General features: G+C 68.8%; 13 protein-coding genes. 5 read left to right on the forward strand and 8 right to left on the reverse strand.

Annotated features, from left to right (window positions below):
* Window positions 1-34: 34 nt before the first annotated feature.
* The 5 genes from ACFWVD_RS02410 to ACFWVD_RS02430 form a co-directional block, all read right to left on the reverse strand.
* Window positions 35-2,167 carry an ADP-ribosylglycohydrolase family protein gene (locus tag ACFWVD_RS02410; protein ID WP_379240126.1) on the reverse strand — a complete coding sequence of 711 codons (2,133 nt, stop codon included), beginning with the start codon at window positions 2,165-2,167 and terminating at the stop codon, window positions 35-37.
* Window positions 2,168-2,360: 193 nt separating this feature from the next.
* The gene (locus ACFWVD_RS02415; RefSeq protein ID WP_379240127.1) at window positions 2,361-3,524 is read right to left on the reverse strand and encodes a VWA domain-containing protein; all 1,164 of its coding nucleotides are present in this window, start codon (window positions 3,522-3,524) and stop codon (window positions 2,361-2,363) included.
* A 160-nt stretch (window positions 3,525-3,684) separates the two neighbouring features.
* Window positions 3,685-6,174, reverse strand: coding sequence for a DUF5682 family protein (locus tag ACFWVD_RS02420; protein ID WP_379240128.1), 2,490 nt, complete (start codon window positions 6,172-6,174; stop codon window positions 3,685-3,687).
* Window positions 6,175-6,223: 49 nt separating this feature from the next.
* Complete coding sequence (locus ACFWVD_RS02425) at window positions 6,224-7,324, reverse strand: AAA family ATPase (RefSeq protein WP_379240129.1); 1,101 nt, start codon at window positions 7,322-7,324, stop codon at window positions 6,224-6,226.
* The gene (locus tag ACFWVD_RS02430; RefSeq protein WP_379240130.1) at window positions 7,321-10,242 is read right to left on the reverse strand and encodes a DUF5691 domain-containing protein; all 2,922 of its coding nucleotides are present in this window, start codon (window positions 10,240-10,242) and stop codon (window positions 7,321-7,323) included. Before ACFWVD_RS02430 ends, ACFWVD_RS02425 begins: the two co-directional genes overlap by 4 nt.
* A 401-nt stretch (window positions 10,243-10,643) precedes the next feature.
* Between ACFWVD_RS02430 and ACFWVD_RS02435 the strand changes: the two genes are divergently transcribed.
* The 5 genes from ACFWVD_RS02435 to ACFWVD_RS02455 all read left to right on the forward strand — a co-directional run bounded on the left by ACFWVD_RS02435 (window position 10,644) and on the right by ACFWVD_RS02455 (window position 16,120).
* A complete protein-coding gene (locus ACFWVD_RS02435) occupies window positions 10,644-13,046 on the forward strand; it encodes an AAA family ATPase (RefSeq protein WP_379240131.1) in 2,403 nt (800 codons plus the stop codon).
* Complete coding sequence (locus tag ACFWVD_RS02440; RefSeq protein WP_379240132.1) at window positions 13,043-13,468, forward strand: hypothetical protein; 426 nt, start codon at window positions 13,043-13,045, stop codon at window positions 13,466-13,468. The genes ACFWVD_RS02435 and ACFWVD_RS02440 overlap by 4 nt, the downstream gene beginning before the upstream one ends.
* A gap of 111 nt (window positions 13,469-13,579) precedes the next feature.
* A complete protein-coding gene (locus ACFWVD_RS02445) occupies window positions 13,580-13,960 on the forward strand; it encodes a YchJ family protein (RefSeq protein WP_379240133.1) in 381 nt (126 codons plus the stop codon).
* 18 nt (window positions 13,961-13,978) lie between these two features.
* Window positions 13,979-14,278, forward strand: a complete 300-nt coding sequence (locus tag ACFWVD_RS02450) for a SelT/SelW/SelH family protein (protein WP_379240134.1) — start codon at window positions 13,979-13,981, stop codon at window positions 14,276-14,278.
* A 270-nt stretch (window positions 14,279-14,548) separates the two neighbouring features.
* Window positions 14,549-16,120 carry a carboxylesterase/lipase family protein gene (locus tag ACFWVD_RS02455; protein ID WP_379240947.1) on the forward strand — a complete coding sequence of 524 codons (1,572 nt, stop codon included), beginning with the start codon at window positions 14,549-14,551 and terminating at the stop codon, window positions 16,118-16,120.
* A 48-nt stretch (window positions 16,121-16,168) separates the two neighbouring features.
* On the opposite strand, the gene ACFWVD_RS02460 is transcribed toward ACFWVD_RS02455, so the two are convergent.
* The 3 genes from ACFWVD_RS02460 to rfbD are packed head-to-tail and all read right to left on the reverse strand — an operon-like array spanning window position 16,169 to window position 19,053.
* The gene (locus ACFWVD_RS02460) at window positions 16,169-17,248 is read right to left on the reverse strand and encodes a sugar phosphate nucleotidyltransferase (RefSeq protein ID WP_379240135.1); all 1,080 of its coding nucleotides are present in this window, start codon (window positions 17,246-17,248) and stop codon (window positions 16,169-16,171) included.
* A 36-nt stretch (window positions 17,249-17,284) separates the two neighbouring features.
* Entirely contained in the window at window positions 17,285-18,190 is a 906-nt protein-coding gene (locus ACFWVD_RS02465) for a glycosyltransferase family 2 protein (protein WP_379240136.1), read from the reverse strand.
* Between the two features lie 11 nt (window positions 18,191-18,201).
* Window positions 18,202-19,053 (reverse strand): dTDP-4-dehydrorhamnose reductase, encoded by an 852-nt coding sequence (gene rfbD / locus ACFWVD_RS02470; protein WP_379240137.1) that lies wholly within the window; start codon window positions 19,051-19,053, stop codon window positions 18,202-18,204.
* Window positions 19,054-19,120: the final 67 nt, after the last annotated feature.

Raw genomic sequence — 19,120 nt, forward strand, 5'->3', positions numbered from 1 at the left:
GGAGCCGACGAAGTGTGCGATTACGCCGGTTCTTCTATGCGGGGTAGCGGTCGTACCAGGTCTTGGTCGGCTGGCCGTTGGTCGTCGGTGGGGTGAGGCCGAATTCGGTGCAGTAGTCGGTGGCCAGCAGGTCGAGGATGCGGCGGGCGTCGACGGTGTGGGCCCAGGTTCGGGGCAGGGCGGAGTGGCCGTAGCGGGCGCCGAGCAGGCTGCCGGTGATCGAGCCGGTGGCGTCGCTGTCACCGGAGTGATTGACCGACAACAGCAGTCCGGTGCGGACGATGTCGTGCGGTGTACCGCCCAGGCCCTCGGCGGCCAGGGTCGCGAAGACGGCGATCGACAGGGCTTCGGGGCCGATCCAGCCTTGACCTAGGGTTTCGACGTCTTCCGCAGTGGGATAGCGTCTTTCGCGTTCGATGCGGGTGGCCAGTCGGTGTGCCGCGTTGAGGGCGGCCGCGGTTTCCTCGTGGCCGGGGTAATTCGCCAGTTCGATTCGGGCGCGCGACAACGCGGTGGCGGTGTCGGTGCCGCGCGACAGTTGGTAGATCAGCGCGGACAGCGTCCCCGCCGGGAGCCAGCCGCTGGGGTGGCCGTGCGTGAGAGCTGCTGCATCGCAACCCAATTCGAAGATCGCGTCGGTGACCGCACCGGAACGGTCTGCGGCGTAACCGAATCCGCACGGGGCCGCGCGCATCACCGCGCCACTGCCCTTGGAGTGGTTGATGGGCTGGTCGCGGGTGCCCAGCGGACTCGTCGGCGCTTGCCGGGCGGCCGCCTGACGCAGCGCGGAGTGGACCGAATCGGCCACGCCGCGTTGCTCGATCAGCTCGGGGTAGGCGCGCAGGGCGCTGTAGAGCGGGTTCGGTTGGTCCGGAAAGTCGGTGATCTGCCCGCGCAACCACACGAGCAGACCCTGCTGCAGCAGACCCATCGTGCCGCCGACGCCGGTCGCCCTGGCTCGCACCGAACCTCGGATGAGCGCTTCCACGGTGAAAGCCGTGAGCTGCGTTTCCTCGGAGATACGCAGCGGGTCCACGTCGGTGAGCCCGGCACGGCCGTAGACGTCTCTGATCTGGTGCAGTGCCATGGTTTCGATCGGGGCGCCAAGGGCGTCACCGATCGCGCCGCCGAGCAGACAACCGCTGACCCGCTGTGCCCACATCGATTCGGCCGTCGCCTGGCGCGGGGCATTGCCGTTGCGGACTTCCGAGCGCGACCCGGCGCTGGTCGGCAGGGGAGCCGAGGTCGTTGATCGCGGGGCACGGGTTTCGGGCTCGGTCTGCACACGGTGGATCGACGGCACCGGTTCACGTCCCGAGGACGGGCGTCGGCGCAGGGCGTCGGTGAGTGCGGTGGCGAAGGCGGTGCAGGTGGGGAAGCGGTGTTCGCGGTCTTTGGCCATGGCTTTGGACAGCACGGCGTCGACTGCGGTGGGCAGGGCGGTGCGGCGGCTGCTCGCCGCGGGTGGTGGGTTGTTGAGGTGGCCGAGCATGACCGTGGCGGGGTTGGCGGCGTCGAAGGGGCCGGTGCCGGTGAGCAGACGAAACACCGTGCAGGCCAAGGAGTATTGGTCACCACGGCCATCGAGCGGGGCGCTGCTGAGTTGTTCGGGGGAGGCGTAGGCGATGGTGGCGGTGAATTGGCCGGTGCGGGTCAGGCCGCCGGTGTCGCCGAGCAGTTTCGCGATGCCGAAGTCGGTGAGCACGACCCGTTCGTCGAAGCCGGCACCCACGCCCGCGGTGCGCGAGAGCAGGATGTTGGCGGGCTTCACGTCACGGTGCAGGACGCCCTGGCGGTGGGCGTAGTCCAGGGCGCTCGCGGTCTGGGTGACGATCTGGGCGATGCGGTCGATGCCGAACTGCTGCACCGGAACTGCCGAGGCGTCGGTGCCGTCGACGAACTGCATGGCGATCCACAGGCGTTCCTCGTCGACGCCGCGGTCGTAGACGGTGATGATGTTGGGGTGATCGAGCTGGGCGATCAGGTCGGCTTCGCGTTCGAATCTGGCCCGGATCTCCATGTCGGAGAACAGGTCTCGGTGCATGAGCTTCAACGCAGTCAGGCGCGGCAGCCTGCGGTCCCTGGCCGCGTACACCGCACCCATCCCCCCGCGCCCCAGTTCCCGTTCGATGACGAAACCGGCGAACACCGACCCGCGCCGCAACATCGCCCCACCCCGTTCATCGAACCTATCGTTGGCAGCCTAGTAGGCGCAGGCGCTGAACGCGTCCTAGTCTCGCGCACCCGGTCGTAGCGGACACCGGCCGCAGTCGTCGAGCGCGCGTGGTCAGCGCGGCCCGCTGAGGTGGCCCAGCGCCCGCGAGATCCGCGAGCTCACAGGATCGGCCGATGAACGTCGGCTACACCGCCGGGGCGTGGGTGTCGGCCCAGCGGGTGATGTCGCCGCGGTCCAGGGCCGTGGCCAGTAAGTCGGGGAACTTGTCCGGGGTGCAGGCGAAGGCGGGGATGCCGAGGGCTGCCAGGGCGGCGGCGTTGTCGTGGTCGTAGGCGGGGGCGCCTTCGTCGGACAGGGCGAGCAGGACCACCACCTGCACGCCTGCCTCTTTCATCGCGTTGCAGCGGCGCAGCATCTCGTTGCGGACGCCGCCCTCGTAGAGGTCGGAGATGAGCACGAACAGGGTGTCGGTGGGGCGGGTGATCAGGGTTTGGGAGTAGGCGATGGCGCGGTTGATGTCGGTGCCGCCGCCCAGTTGGGTGCCGAACAGGACGTCGACGGGGTCGCTGAGTTTGTCGGTGAGGTCGACGATCTCGGTGTCGAACACGACCAGCGAGGTCTTCAACGACCGCATCGACGCCAGCACGGCGCCGAACACCGAGGCGTACACGACGCTGGCCGCCATCGAACCGGATTGGTCGATGGCCAGGACCACATCGCGTTGGATCGACTGCGATTTGCGGCCGTAGCCGACCAGGCGTTCGGGCACGATCGTGCGGTGTTCGGGCAGGTAGTTGGCCAGATTCTTGCGAATGGTGCGGTTGAAATCGATATCGCGCAGCTTCGGGCGGTGGGTGCGGGCTGCCCGGTTGATGGCACCGGAGACCGCGGCCACGGTCTTGGCGGCGATGCGCTGCTCGATCTCGCGCACCACCTTCTCCACCACCATGCGCGCGGTGGCCTTGGTGGTTTCGGGCATCACGCTGTTGAGGCTGAGCAGGGTGCCCACCAGGTGCACGTCGGGTTCCACCGACTCCAGCAGTTCGGGTTCCAGCAGCAGTTGGGTGAGGTTCAGGCGGTCGACGGCGTCGCGCTGCATCACCTCGACCACGGTCGCGGGGAAGTAGTTGCGGATGTCGCCGAGCCAGCGGGCCACGCGGGGCGCTGAACTGCCCAGTCCGCCAGAGCGTTTCGACGACGCGCCGCCCTCGCCGGTGTTGTAGAGGGCTCCCAGTGCCTGGTCCATCGACTGGTCGGCGCCGGAGGACAGGCCGCCGAGTTGGTCTTCGGCTGCGGACCCGAGCACGAGACGCCAACGGCGAGACTGGGTTTCGTCGGGTGCGGTCATCGGTGCTCCTAGTTGTCGAGCGAGAGATCTGGATGCGGTGCCGGGCGCTGGGCCGCCCGCGATTCGCGGTGCGCGACCCTCCGTGGCGCTATGGGCCACTGGATTCGAAGTCGCGCATGGCCGGGCCACAGGTGAGGCGTCAGGTGGCTGCGGAGGCATGTCACCCTGCTGCTCCGAGGATTGCGGTCGCCGCGCGCAGTGCAAGTTGCCCGCGGATCGGGTCGATTGCAGCGGGTGAGGCGGCGGTGATCGATGCTGAGCCGGTATCTCGCAGGGACTGGCTGATGGCTCGGCGTTCGCCGGATTCGAAGGAGCCGAAGGTGCGGCGCAGCAGCGGGAGGGTGGCGACGAACTGGTCTTCGTCGAGGGCCCGAAGCCATTCGTCGATGCGGCGCAACAACTCTCGGTCGTGGACTAACAACAGCCCACGTCCGCCGAGGAAGCCGTCGATCCAGGCGGCCTTGGCGGCGGGGGTGTTGCCGATGGACAGGGCGGCGGCGAGGCGGCGGGCGGAGTCGGCGTCGTCGATGCGTTCGGCGTCGCACAGCAGGCGCACCGCGCGGCCGCCGATCGCGCCGTGGACGTCGTCGCGGTCGGCGATGCGTTGCAGGGTGGCCAGCCATTCGGTGGTGGCGTGCTCGTCGTCGCGGGTGCTGATGGCGCTGTGCGCGGCGTCGATCTGGGTGCGCAGGGCTTGCGCGGCGTCGGTGTCCAGGCCGGTGACCGCGCCGGGCAGACCCGCGCAGATCCGGACCAGCAGGCCGTCGGCGACGTGGATGAGTGCCTTGGTGTCGGTGCCGCGGACGTCGCCGTAGCGCAGGGTACGGGTGAGGCCGGGCAGGGCGCCGAGCAGGTGGGTGACGTCGTGGTCCAGGGCGGCGGCCGCGTCGAGCCTGGTGATCAAACCGTCGGTGGCACCGCCCAGGTCGGCGAGTAGCGCGGTTTCCAGTGCGTCGGCCAGTTCCGTGACGGTGACGCCGTCGCGGCCGGCGGTGTCGAGGATTTTCGTCTCCGCCGCGGTGCGCAGGGTGGTTCCCCAGATCGCGGCCTCGACGATGCTGACCTCGAATTCGGGTTCCCAGCGCAGGGTCCAGCTCTCGCGGAACGTGCCGGTGCTGCGAACTTCGCCGACGGTCGGGGTGCCCCAACCGATGCCGAGCAGGCGCAGGCGATGCAGCAGGTGCGAACGTTCGACGTCGCGTTCCTTGCGCAGGTCCAGGTCGAGATTGCGAGCCAGGGCTTCCTGTTTGAGCCGCAGGGTTTTGCTGCGCGCCCGCAGATCCGCCGCCAGCGGGACCGTCGGGGTGTCCTCGGGTACGCCGCCCAATGTTTCGCCGACAACCAGTTCGTCGATGACCAGCCGCAGCATGGTTTCGTCGCCACCGCACATCACCGACCGCACAGCCTCGGTGACCTCGGACAAGCCGGGTAGTGGCCGCTCGCGCAACGCCGCCAGGGTGTCCGCCAGCCGCACCGCCTCGATGATGTGCGCGCTGGACACCGGCAGATCGTGCCTGCGCAACACCCCGGCGACCTTGGTCAGCCAGCGCGCCACCGGCCGCTCGGTCTCGGTGAACAGGTGGTGGTACCAGCCGGGCGAGGTGACACCCGCCCCGTAGCCGGAGCCCGCCGCCAGTCGCGAATGGGTCCACGGCACCCAGGTGAGTGCCGCCTTGGTCTTCGGTAGGCCCTTGAGCAGGCGCATATCCGGCGCGGCTGGGCCGAGTGGGCCGGTCAGCGCGGGTGCGTGCCACGCGCCGCACACCACTGCCAACCGCTTCGCACCGCCCTTGAGGACCTGTCGCATCACCTGCCGCATATGCGCCTCGCGCACCAAGGTGTGCTGATCGACGATCAGTGGTGCGAGGGTGGCAGCGTCTTCGCCCGATGGCATCGGGAGTTCGAATCCAGCTGCAGCTGAAGATGTTTCGAGCTGAGGCGTCGCCCCGCTCGACGGTGCCGCGCTGCCCGGCTGTACCGGGCCGCCTAGCTGCGTTGCATCGCCCGGCGGGGCAGCGTCGCGTGGCTGCGTTGCATCGCCCGGCTGTGTCGCGCTGCCGGGTGATTCCGTGTGGGTGGCATCTTCGCGCAGGGCTGCCATTGCTTCGGTGATGGCGTCGAAAGCCGTGCTGTCGGGGACTGATTCGACGACGGCGTCCCACCAGCGTTCGGCGTCGTCGTAGCCTGCGGCGGCGGCGAGGGCGGCGAGGGGGTCGCCGCTGTTTGTGCGGGTGTCGTCTTCGGCGGCGAGGACGGTGGTGGCCGGTAGGTCGCAGAAGCGGACCGGGACGGCGTGGTCTACGCCGTAGCGCATGGCCTGCCATTCGGGGGAGAACACCGCGAACGGCCAGAAGGCGGCGCGTGCGGGGGAATCCGGGACGTAGGCGAGCAGGGCCACCGGTGGGGTCATCGTGTCGGCGGCCACGAACCCGACCAGGGGGTCGGCGTCGGAGGGGCCCTCGATGAGGATCGCGTCGGGGCGGAACTCCTCGAGCGCGTGGCGCAGCGAGCGCGCGGATCCCGGCCCGTGGTGGCGGATGCCGAACACCCGCGTCACGGGCGCCCCCTCGGTGTCTGGGCGGACGCCGTTGTCGGCTGCCGATGCGTCGGCGTCTGGCACCGATCGGGCGTGGCCGGTGTGTTCACTCATCGAAATCCCCATGTGCGCTGTGTGTTCCGTCCTCCCTCGGCGTCGGTTCTCAGTTCGAGATCTCGCGGCAGGCCCGGTAGAAGTCGGCCCAGTCGGGGCGTTCCCGGACTACGGCTTCGAGGTATTCGGTCCAGACGACCGAGTCCGCTACCGGGTCCTTGATGACCGAGCCCAGGACCGCGCCCGCGATGTCGGAGGCGCGTAGGACGCCGTCGCCGAAGTGGGCGGACAGGGCCAGTCCGTTGGTGATCACCGAGATCGCCTCGGCGGTGGACAGGGTGCCCGACGGGGATTTGAGTTTGGTGCGGCCGTCGGCGGTGATGCCGGATCGCAGTTCGCGGAACACTCGCACCACGCGGCGGACTTCCTCGGCGGCGGCGGGCACCGAGGGCAATTCCAGTGCGGCGCCGAGCTGTTCGACGCGGCGGCTGACGATGGCGACCTCGGAGTCCTCGTCGGCGGGCAGCGGCAGCACCACGGTGTTGAAGCGGCGGCGCAGCGCCGAGGACAGGTCGTTCACGCCGCGGTCGCGGTCGTTGGCGGTGGCGATCACGTTGAAACCCTTGGCGGCCTGCACTTCTCCGCCCAGTTCGGGGACCGGCAGGGTCTTCTCGGACAGGATCGTGATCAGCGCGTCCTGCACATCGGAGGGGATGCGGGTGAGCTCTTCGATGCGGGCGATGGCGCCGGTGCGCATCGCGGTCATCACCGGGGAGGGGACAAGGGCGGCGTCACTGGGCCCTTCGGCGAGCAGGCGGGCGTAGTTCCAGCCGTAGCGGATCGCCTCCTCGGCGGTGCCGGAGGTGCCCTGCACCAGCAGCGTGGACTCGCCACTGATCGCGGCGGAAAGATGTTCCGACACCCAGGTTTTCGCCGTGCCGGGAACACCGAGCAACAGCAACGCCCGGTCGGTGGCCAGGGTGGCGACCGCGACCTCCATCAGCCGGCGCGGGCCGACGTACTTGGCGGTGATCACGGTGCCGTCGTCGAGGGTGCCGCCGAGGATGTAGGTGACCACCGCCCACGGCGACAGCTTCCAGGACGGCGGGCGGACGCGGTCGTCGACGCGAGCCAGAGCGGCCAGTTCGTCGGCGAAGGCCTGTTCGGCGTGCGGGCGCAGCAGGGTGGTGGACGGTTCGGTGGTGGTCATCGCAGCTCCTCGAGCATGGTGGCGCGGTCGGTGAGATCGTGGGCTAGCCGGTGGAATGCCTGTTGCCAGGCGGGGTCCTCGGTGGTGTCGGCCATGGTGGTGATGCGTTCGGCCAGGTCGATGGGCAGGTGGACGCTGGCCGCGGTGAGCAGCGCGCGGTCGGTGTAGACGCCTGCGCCGGCGTGCGGTTGGCGGGCGGTGGTGCGGGCGCGTTCGCTGAGTAGGCGCAGCAAGTGGGTGGCCACGGGTTCGGGCCATGGGTGATCCAGGCCGGGCAGGATCGCGTGGAGTTCGTTGAGTTGGTGGGCGTCCAGGTCGAGGACGTGGTCGATCCGGTCGGCTGTATCGAGCAGGGTGAACAGTTCGCGACGGCGTAATACGGCCTGTTCGGTGGGGGTCGCGTGGGCGAATAGTGCACGGGCCCAGGCGGTGTCACGTTGGGCGAGGGTGGCGTCGACCCAGCCGTCCACGATCGCCTTGGCGTAGCGGGGTGGCAGGGACAGGTTCAACGCGGTGGTCGCGGTGGTGTCGCCGGTGGCGTGCACGATCGGTGCCCAAGCGCCCAGTGGCGTCGCGGCGATCGTTTGGTGGAGGGTCTTGATGGTCGAATCAGGCGTGTCCCAGCGCATTTTCGGCTGATCGGTGCCGTCGGTGATGCCGTCGCGGCGGGCCTGCGCATCGACTTCGGCGGGCACGGTCACTTCGACAGTGCCGTCGTCGTCCACTCGAATCCAGGATGCCACCAGGGTGGCCATCCGTGCGCCGAACGCAGCGTCGGGGAGCTGGTTCAGCAAGGTGGTGGCCGTACGCCGGACATCGCCGCGTCGATCGTCCAGTGCCCGCTCGAGCAGGTCTTCGTCCGCGCGGCTGAGCCCGTCCTCGAGCAACGCCAGCAGCTCCGCCTTGACCGGGCCTGACTCCTTCGGCCACGCCGCCGTCAGCACGGCGAGTGCGGCAGCCGGGTCGGCCCGGCGAGTGCGCGCGAACCAGTCCTTGCGCTCACCGGCTGTGCCGAACAGCCAAACATCGTGTGCTGCAGGTGTTCCCACGCCAACGCCCCCCGTCTCGGGCACTGGGTGGTCGGTCGACACATCCGAAAGGGACGTGGATGTGTCGCCGGGGAACTCGTCGACCAACTTCGCCCAGGCGGGGTTGTGGGCGGCGAGCCAGCGGCCGCGGCGGCCTGCCAGTCGGAGCAGTGGTGCTCGCAGGGACGTGTCGGAGGCGGCGGCGAGTGCCTGCACGCACAGCACGTCGGGGAGTCGGAAGTCGAACGGTGTCGCCGCCGCGAACCATTCGGGCAGGAAGGGGGACTTCGCGGCCAGGAGGCGGCTGAGGCGGTCGGCGGCGGGGCGCGGGAGTAGCGGGCGCGGATCATCCACGGCCGGTTGGGGTTTCGAGGCGGTTCGGGGGAGTTGGCCGCCGCGTAGGTACAGGTCTTGTAGTGCGGCGGTGTGGAGCAGACGGGTGGCCGGTTCGCCCGCGTGCTGGGGTACGGCGGTCGAAACCGCGGAGTCGACAGCGATGTTGTCGGCGCTGCGGCGGGCAGTGCCCAGCAGGGCTACGGAAACGAGTTCGGCCAGCGCGGGGGTAGCGGTGGTTTCGGTGGGGAACTCGGTTTCCAGATCGCTCACCTCACCTGCGCTGAACACCGAGATCGGGTCGAACCCATCGGCTCGCCACTCACCGCAGACCGTCACCGGGTGGCCGCCGGCGACCGCGATCAACCGCCACGGGTGCACGCCCGCGGGCAGGGGCAGCGCGGTACCGTCGGCGGCGACGAGCTGCCAGCCGTTGTCGTCGAGCACCGGCACGACATCGGCCAGCAGCGCGGGCCAGGATCGCAACCACGGATCTCGGCTCAGCGCGTCGGCGTACGCATCCAGTGCCGCGTCGATCGTCGTGCCGCCGACCGCTGGGATGGTCGTGAAAGGTTCGGGTACGCCGTGGCGAGTGCCCCAGTGCGCGCGCAGGGGTGCCGCGCCGGGGTAGTAGTGCAGTTCGGCATCCACCTCGTGGCCGGGCGCAGGCACTTCGCCGGTGAAATTCGGTGTGGCGAAGGAATGTTCGATCAGCAGTGCCCACCGACCGCTGGTTCGTCCGCGCAGCCAGGTGCGGCGGGTGTGCAGGCGTTCCTCTTCGCTCACCCGCATCCCGAGCACCAGCCAGCGATCGCGCACCGCGGGCTCGGCCAGCACCGATTCGGCGGGGGTGGGGTACCCGATATGGGTTCGGATGCCCGCTTGCAACGGCTCGGGCAGCGCGTCGAGCCTGCGATGGGCCAGCACCAACAGGTGCAGGCGGGCGTACTCGCGCAGCAGCAGTTCGGGCCAGTGCTCGGTGGTGACCACGGCCGCGGGCAGCCTGCGCAGAGCTTCCGCGATGCGGGGCGCCTGCGCATCGACCATGCGTGCCGCGATCGACTCGTAGGCGGCGAACGAACGGTCGGTCTGGGCCAAACCCGTGCGGATCTGATCGGTCAACCAGACATCGAGCTCGGTCAGTCCAGCCGCCACCCGGACGCGCCGCTGTTCGACGGTGGCCTGCGACGGCACTGCCTTGGCCTTCGGCGCAGCGGCGGCTTTCACAGCCCGCCCGGCCAACCACTCGGCCGCGAAATCAGCCGGCGCCCGCAGCACGGGCACATGCCCGCTCGACCACGACAGCAACAGCGACAACGTGTGCTTACACGGGAACTTTCGGCTCGGGCACGAGCACTTGTACGCGGGCCCGTCCAGATCGACGATCGCCTGATACGGCTTCGCGCCACTGCCCTGACACAGCCCCCACACCGCGTTGTCGGCGGTACCGCACTCGCGCCAGCGACCGGCCAGCTTGCGCGCGGCAGCCAGCGAGCTCGCATCGGGCGCCAGCGCACGGACCTGTTCCTCGGTCCACGGCGTGCGTTGCTCGGTCATCGGTTCCCCCGTTCTCTGTTGCCGAAATATCTACCGCAACCCACCGACAACAAACGGTGCCGACGACAAAACTCCTGGAAAACACTGCCGCAGCGATATTTTCACGCACCAGGGCTTGCCGTGCACGTCAACATCTGGCATTCTGACCTGTTCGGCTCGCCCGGACCGCCCGCGCTGCTCGACGCAGCGTATCGCGGGTGTGAACACCGCATCGAGCTGCCCGTAGGGGTGGGCGAGGGGTGGACATCGAGGGCCCGGCGCGGCAGCACGATGACCATTCCACTCCCGCGGGCAGATTCGTGCGGCACAGTGCGCATCCCCTGGGCGAACGCCCGGCGATCGGGTAGCGTTTGCTCCCAGGATCGCCGCGTTGTGCGCGGGCGCGAAGGGGGATGCCGCAAGTGTGCTCGGATCGGATCGCGGAGGTGGTCGCGCGCGAGCTCGCCGCCGACCCGGCTGTGGAGGAACGGGTCGGCGACTGCGTGCTCGCCGCACTCACCGCCGTCGACAGCGGCACGGCCGCAACGGATTCCGGCGACACCGGGGTGTTCCTGCGGTCGATCACCGTGCAGGGTTTTCGTGGGATCGGCCCCGCGGCGACGCTGCGCTTGAACCCGGGGCCCGGACTGACCCTGGTCGTCGGTCGCAACGGCAGCGGGAAATCCAGTTTCGCCGAAGCCGCGGAGTTCGCGTTGACCGGCGGGAATCGGCGATGGGACGGGCGGTCGATCGCCTGGCGGGAAGGGTGGCGCAACCTGCACGAACCCGAGGACACCCGGATCGACGTCGAACTGCTCACCGCGGGCGAGCAACCCCAGCTCACCGTGAGTACCAGCTGGGGCACCAATGCTGAACTGGCACAGGCACAATGGATGGAGCAGCGAGGCCAGGAGTCGGCCACCTCGGTGGACCCGCGTGCTCGCAGGCAACAGCTGGACCTGTACCGGCCGTTCCTGTCCTACAGCGAACTCGGCGCGCTGGTCGACGGGAAGCCGAGCGACCTGTTCGACGCGCTGCACCGACTGCTCGGACTCGACGAATTATCCGACGCCGCAGAACAAATCAGGCTCCGTAAGCTGGAACTCGAACGCGCGGTGCGTGATTCACGTCAATCTCGAGCTGACCTGCTGGTCGAACTCGATGAAGCCGACGATGATCGTGCCCGCAGCGTGGCCGAGTTGCTGCATGCGCCGGAACCCGATCTCGACGCCGTCGCCAAGGCGGTGGCCGACTCGGTTCTCGGCATCGACGGACCGGAGGGCCTACGCGCGATCCTGCGGCTGACGTTGCCCGACGCGGCGCAAGTAACCACCGCCGCCGACCGGCTCGCCGCTGCGTGCAGGGAGGTGGCTGTTCACGCAACCGCTGATAGCGATGCCGACTTGCGGGTGCTCGAATTGCTCACGCGCGCACGCGAACACGTCACAGCCTCGGGATCCTGCGCCTGTCCGGTGTGTGGTCGCGGCGATCTCGACATCGAGTGGATTACTTCCGCGGATCGCGAAATCGAGGACCGTGCAAGTGAACTCGCGGCGCTGCGTGCAGCCACGGCGGAACGCGGTGCGGCTCTCGTTGCGGCACGGGCCCTGCCATCGACAGTGCCGGACTCCCTGCACAAGCTGCGCGGCGCCGTGTGGCACCTGTGGTCGGAGTGGGCCGCGCTGGCCACGGCTGACTGCGACGATCAGTTTCCAGATCGCCTGCGCACGGTTCACGCCGAACTCAGCACCGAACTCGCTGCGTTGCAAGCAAATACACGCACAGAACTGGATCACCTGGACGCGGTGTGGTCGCCCTTGGTCCCCCGCATCCTTGCCTGGCTAGACCCCGCCCGAGCCGTCGCCGACCACGCCAGCGAACTGCGCATCGTCAAGAAGGCCGCCGACTGGCTCAAATCCGCCACCGCGACGATCCGTGGCCAGCGGATGCAGCCCTTGGAAACCACCGCACGCTGGGTGTGGAGTACCTTGCGACAGCACAGCAATGTGGAGCTCGGAGCGATCCGCTTGCAGGGCAGTGCGGGCACGGCTCGACGGGTGCTGCTCGATGTCACCGTCGACGAGGTGGACGGTGCCGCACTCGGAGTGATGAGTCAGGGCGAACTGCACGCGCTCGGACTGTCACTGTTCCTGCCACGAGCCACGGTGGCGGACAGTCCTTTTCGATTCGTGATGATCGATGACCCGGTGCAGGCGATGGATCCGGCGAAGGTCGACGGACTCGCGAGGGTGCTCGCGGAGGTGGCGGCCTCGCGGCAGGTGGTGGTGTTCACCCATGACGAGCGGCTCGCCGAAGCGGTGCGGCGGATGCAACTCGACGCGACCGTACTCGAAGTCCAGCGTCGCGAACGGTCGATCGTCGAGGTGCGCGTGACCGGCGACCCGGTGCGCCGCTACCTCGACGATGCCCGATCCCTTTTGCGCACACCACAACTCCCGCCCGCCATCGCCGACGAACTCGTCGCGACCTGCTGCCGGTCGGCCATCGAAGCCGCCGGGCTGGCGAAGGCACGCCAGGAACTCCTCGCCGCGGGCCTAGAACACGGGGAAGTGGAACGGCGCGTGCGCAACGCCCACACCACCCGCGCGATGATCACCCTCGCCATCATGGGCGTCGGTGCCCGCGTGGACGATCTGAACAAGCACCTGAGCACAGTCGGTGGACGCTGGTTGGTCGGTGTGCTCAGGGATGCCACGGCGGGCGCGCACGTGCCGATCGACCGCCCGATGCGTGAATTGATCAGTGACACCGAACGATTCGTCACCTGGCTACGCGCACACGAGCCGAATGCGGTGCGTACGTGAACCGTCGAGGCAGGCCGTCGCGGGCGAAGTTCAGCCCGCGACCCTCGGTGGCGGCCCGACTCGAAGCGGCCGAGAACTTGCTCGACGGCTCGGTGTCCGATGCCGGTGGCGTGTGGTCGCGGGCGGTGGCGTGGATCCTGCGATTGGCGCTCGAACAGGCGGTGGACCAGTTGTGGGCACAGGTCGCGCCCGAGCTGATGCGCTGTCCGATGCGGGCGCAGCTGCTCGCGTTGCGCGTCTACGCCGGGCCGGAAACCGCTGGTCAGGTAGGTGCGGTGTGGGCAGCCCTGTCACGGGCGGCACATCACCTCGACTACGAGATGGCCCCCAGTGTCACCGACCTGCGGCGCTGGCGGGATCAGACCGCGGAGTTGGCGCGGGTGCTGGAACTGGCACCGCTGGCACACCAGCCGTTCGGATGATCTCCACAGTGATAGTTTTGGGCGCTACCCACCCGGCCACCGCGCACTCGACGTCAGGCCGGGAGTTAACAGTCGGCTCCTGAGCCGCTGAATTTCCGGAGAGGCGCACGAGTGAAGACGTGTCCGTGTCGACGCGGTGAGGCGTTCGAGGACTGCTGCGGACCGATCCTGGCGGGCGAAAAACCGGCACCGACCGCGGAAACGCTGATGCGCTCGCGCTACACCGCCTACGTCGTCGGCGATGTCGACTACCTGCGCCGCTCCTGGCACCCCAGCACCCGCCCCGCCGACCTCGAACTCGACGGCGACCAGCAGTGGCTGTTCCTCGAGATCGTCGGCACGCAGGCAGGCGGCCCGTTCGACGACAACGGCACCGTCGAATTCATCGCCCACTACAAACTCGACGGCGCGCGCGACGCCATGCACGAACTCAGCACCTTCGTGCGGGTCGACGGGGCGTGGGTCTACCTCGACGGGACCTTCCAGGCCTGAAACGGGGATACTGCAGAAGTGCCCCGCATCGCGATCGAATACTGCGCCCAATGCCGCTGGCTGCTGCGTGCCGGCTGGATGGCGCAGGAACTGCTGACCACCTTCGCCACCGAGCTGGGCGAGGTCGCCCTGGTACCCGGCGAGGGCGGGATCTTCCGCATCACCCTCGACGGCGAACAGCTGTGGGAACGCAAAGCCGACGGCGGGTTCCCCGACATCGCCGTCCTCAAGCAGCGGGTACGTGACCGGATCGCGCCCGACCGCGACCTGGGGCACACCGACCGCCGCGAAGACGGAACCCAGCACATTCCCCGCTAACAATCGCGATGCCAACCCCTCCGAGGCTGGACGGCTAAGAGCCGGACCCGTCGAGCCCGCTGCACACCCCACCGTCACCGCCGTGATGGGCGGCGATAACCACCGCCCACCTGTACCGCGGAGTAACTGTTACCTGCGGAAATGGTGCGTTGGGCGCGCACATCCCCGGGTCGCACGTACTCTCGTAGGAAGTCACCAGGTGCTACGACCGCCGGGAGCAAATGCTCAGGCACCCGCGCTGTCGTGCCGGCTAGGAGGTGTGCGATGAGCATGGAGACCGAACTCGACCACGATCTGCCCACGCGCGAGGCCGACCCACTGGCCGACACCGAGTACGGAACGGTCAGCGGAACCTGGGACGGACCGGTCGCGGTCTGGCGCAGCATCCCCTACGCCGCCGCACCCGCGGGCCCCGCTCGCTTCGCCAAGCCACAGCCGCCCAAACCATGGGACGGCGTGCGCGACTGCGTGGTCTTCGGCGACATCGCCCCCCAGGCCATGGGCGCGATGGTGCCCGTCGACTCGGACCTGCAGATGGGCGAGGACTGCCTGTGGCTCAACGTGTGGTCCCCGCGCCCCCAACCCTCCGACGACGAACCGCGCCCGGTGCTGGTGTGGATCCACGGCGGCGCCTACTGCCTCGGCACCGCCGCGCAGACCATCTACGACGGGCGCAAGCTCGCCGAGGCGGGCGACGCGGTGGTCGTGTCGGTGAACTACCGGCTCGGGGTGCTCGGATTCCTCGACCTGTCCAGCTTCGGCGAACAGTTCACCGCCAATCTCGGCCTGCACGACCAGCTCTCGGCGCTGGCGTGGGTGCGCGACAACATCGCCGCGTTCGGCGGTGATCCGGGCAATGTGACGCTGTTCGGCGAGTCGTCGGGCGCCGGATGCGTTACGGCGCTGCTCACTTCGCCTGCGGCTGCTGGGTTGTTCCACAAGGCGATTGCCCAGAGTCCGCCCGCTACTACCGTTTTCGGGCAAGAGCGCGCAGCGATTGTCGGGCAGCGCTATCTGGAACTGCTCGAACTCGGTGCGGGACACGCGAATCGACTGTTGGAGATGCCGATCGAACAGCTCGTCGAGGTCGGTGCGGTGTTGTTGGACGAGGTGCCGACCAAGGAACCGGGCAGGCTCGCGGCCGCACCGGTGGTCGACGGAGATCTGTTGCCCGCGTACCCGATCGATCGATTCCAGCAGGGGCGTTCGCATCGGGTGCCGTTGCTGATCGGCACCAATCGTGATGAGGCGTCGCTGTTTCGGGTCTTGCGGTCACCGATCATGCCGGTGACACCCGACGCGGTGAACGCGATGCTGCGCGACGTGGCGGCCTCACACCCGGAGATGGCGCCGGAACGGATCGCCGAGATCACGTCGGCGTACCCGGATCTCACCAAAACCCGTGGGGCACTGGCGATGTCGACCGATGCCGCCTTCCGAATGCCCGCTGCGTGGGTCGCCGAAGGGCACGCCCAGCATTCGCCGACGTGGATGTACCGCTTCGACTACGCGACCCCGATGTTGAAGGCCGCCAGGGTCGGAGCGGGCCACGCGACCGAATTGCCTTATGTCTTCGGCAATTTCGGCACGTTCAACCACGACCCGACCTTCTGGCTCGGCGGTCGCAAGGCCTCGGTCGCGGTCTCGGGTCGTATGCAACGCCGGTGGTTGGCCTTCGCCGAACACGGTGTCCCCGCCGCCATCGACGGCTCCAAACACTGGCCGCACTACCGTCCCGCGGCGCGCACCACGCTGCTCATCGACACCATCGACCGCGTCGTGGACAACCCCGACGCCGACCTGCACAGCGCATGGGGAGATCAAGCCGTCGGCTTCAGCTAGAACAGCACAACGGCGGGCCACCACCTGGTGGCCCGCCGTGGCGAAGTGTCAGACGTCGGTCGAGAAGCGGATGCCGCCGTCGGGAATGACCACGCCCGGCCAGACCCGCGCCCCACGCAGCAGTTCACAGCGCGCACCCACATGGGCACCGTCGCCGATCACACCGTCGCGCACCAGCGCACGCGGCCCGATCCGCGCACCGAACCCGATGATCGACCGCTCGACGGTCGCGCCGGCTTCGACCACGGCACCGTCGAAGATCACCGCACCGTCCAGCCGCGCACCCGCACCGATCTCGGCACCACGTCCGACCACGGTCCCGCCGATCAGCAGCGCACCCGGCGCCACCCCGGCACCCGGATGCACCAGCGACTCACCACGCTGGCCCGGCAGCGCGGGCGACGGAGCGATCCCGCGCACCAAGTCCGCGGAACCACGTACGAAGTCCTCGGGAGTGCCCATGTCGCGCCAGTAGGACGCGTCCACGTGACCCTGCACGCGCGCACCCTCGGCCAGCAGCGCGGGGAAGACCTCGCGCTCGACCGACACCGGACGACCGGTCGGGATCTTCTCGATGTACTCGCGGCGGAACACATAGCAACCCGCGTTGATCTGGTCGGTCGGCGGATCCTGGGTCTTCTCCAGGAACGCGGTGACCCGGCCGTTCTCGTCGGTGGGCACGCAACCGAACGCCCGCGGGTCGCTCACCCGCACCAGGTGCAGGGTGACGTCGGCGTTGGTCGACTCGTGGGTGTCCAGGATCGCGCCCAGATCGGTGCCGCCGAGCACGTCGCCGTTGAACACCATCACGTTGTCCGCGCGCAGCTTGGGCAGCACATTGCGGATACCGCCGCCGGTGCCCAGCGGCTCGGTCTCGGTCACGTACTCCAGGTCCAGACCCAGCTCGGAACCGTCACCGAAGTGCTCTTCGAAGACCTCGGCCTTGAACGACGTGCCCAGCACCACGTGGGTGATCCCGGCCTCGGCGATGCGCGCCAGCAGGTGCGTCAGGAACGGCAGCCCGGCCGTGGGCAGCATGGGCTTGGGCGCCGAGAGGGTCAGCGGACGCAGCCGCGTGCCCTGTCCGCCGACGAGAATGACCGCGTCGGTGCCTGCATTGCCTGCCATCGAGTTTCCCCTGTTCACAGTGATAAGAGACGCCGTTCAGGCGCCGGTTCGAGCTTGCTCACGCAGCGCCGATCGAACCGCAATCTTGGAGCGAACCGCAAGTCCGGCGCGCAACGCGCCCCGAAGCGGTGCCTGCCACCAGTGCGGATGCCGGTCGGCCTGGAAGCGGTAGGCGCTGGCGTGGTGCGCGGGCAGCATGATCTCCGGGTGACGCCCCGCGGCATGACCCTTGGCGTGGGTCACCTCGGCGTCGGGGACGAACACATTGTGCCAGCCCGCCTTACCCATGCGGTCACCGAAGTCCACGTCCTCCATGTACATGAAGTAGCGCGAGTCGAAACCGTCGATGGTGTCGAACGCGGCGCGACGCACCAGCAGGCACGAACCCGACAGCCAACCGACCACCCGCTCGGAAATCTGCTCGTTCTCCTGACGGTAGCGCACCGACCAGGGGTTCTTCGGCCAGATCGAGCCGAGGATCGCGTGCCCGGCACCGTCGGCCAGGCCGGGGACCTGCCGTGCGGAGGGGTAGATGCTGCCGTCGGGCTCGCGCACCATCGGCCCGATCGCGCCCGCGCGCGGCCAACGCTTGGCGGCCTCGAGCATCTTGTCGATGGAGTTCACGCCCCAGCGGATGTCCGGATTGGCCAGGATGACGAATTCGATCGACGGGTCGATCTCGGCCACAGCGCGGTTGATCGCACCGCCGTAGCCGATGTTGCCGCCGGTGTGCAGCAGCGTCACGTGCGAGTTGGCTTCGGCGACGAGTTCGGGGACGCCGTCGGTGGAGCCGTTGTCTGCCAGGATCACCTGCGGCTTCTCGCTGGTGGCGTCGGCCAGGGTGGTGATGAAGTGGTCGAGGTGCTCGCCCGGCGAGTAGGTCACCGTGACCACGGCAAGGCCTGCGGGGGCTGGAGAATCGACTGCTTCGCTTGCGTTCACGACTGCGCAGCCTAGTCGGACAACCGTGCGAGTGCGTCGGTGAGTGCGATCCGCCAGGGGCGCAACGGGGTCAGACCCGCCGCGTTCCAGGCCGCGGGTGACAGCACCGAATACGGCGGGCGGGGTGCCGGTCGCGGGAACGCGCTGGAAGGGCAGGGCAGCACGCGCGCGGGGTCGGCACCGAGGTCGGTGAAAACGGCCGCGGCGAGATCGAACCAGGTGGCGGTGCCGGAATTTGTGGCGTGCAGCACAGTCGGGGCATCGGGGCGGGTGCTCAATTCCAGCAGCGCGGCGGCCAGGTCGGCGGCGCTGGTGGGGGAGCCGAGTTGGTCGTTCACCACGGTGACGGTGTCGCGTTCGGCTTCCAGGCGGCGCATGGTCGCGACGAAATCCCCCTGGACACCGGAATACACCCACGCGGTCCGCACGACATGGCCGCCCGCTTCGAGAACGGCCTGCTCACCGGCCAGTTTGGACTGCCCGTAGACCGTTTCGGGTCCGGTCTGGTCGTCGGGTTCATAAGGCGTGTGTGCGGTTCCAGGAAAGACGTAATCGGTGGAGACGTGAATCAGCCGCGCGCCCGCCCGCGCACACGCCGCCGCGAGCACGGCGGGTCCGGTCGCGTTCGCGGCGAAAGCGGCTTCTACGTCGGTTTCGGCGGCGTCGACCGCAGTGTAGGCCGCGCAGTTGATCACCACGGCACCCGGGGTGAGGACGGCATCGACAGCCGTCCGGTCGGTGATATCGAGTTCGGCCCTGCCGAAGCCACGCGCGGTGGGAGCCAGGCGCAGGATCTGGCGCCCCAGCAGACCGCGTGCGCCGGTTACGATCAAGGCAGCGGGGGCGGGGAAATCGGCGTTCACGCGGCCAGTTTGGCACGCCGGGGCACCTGCGGTGGTAACCATGCGTTAGCGTCTATCTCGAATTTCG

This window comes from Nocardia sp. NPDC058666, from assembly GCF_042714895.1.
GTDB lineage: Bacteria > Actinomycetota > Actinomycetes > Mycobacteriales > Mycobacteriaceae > Nocardia.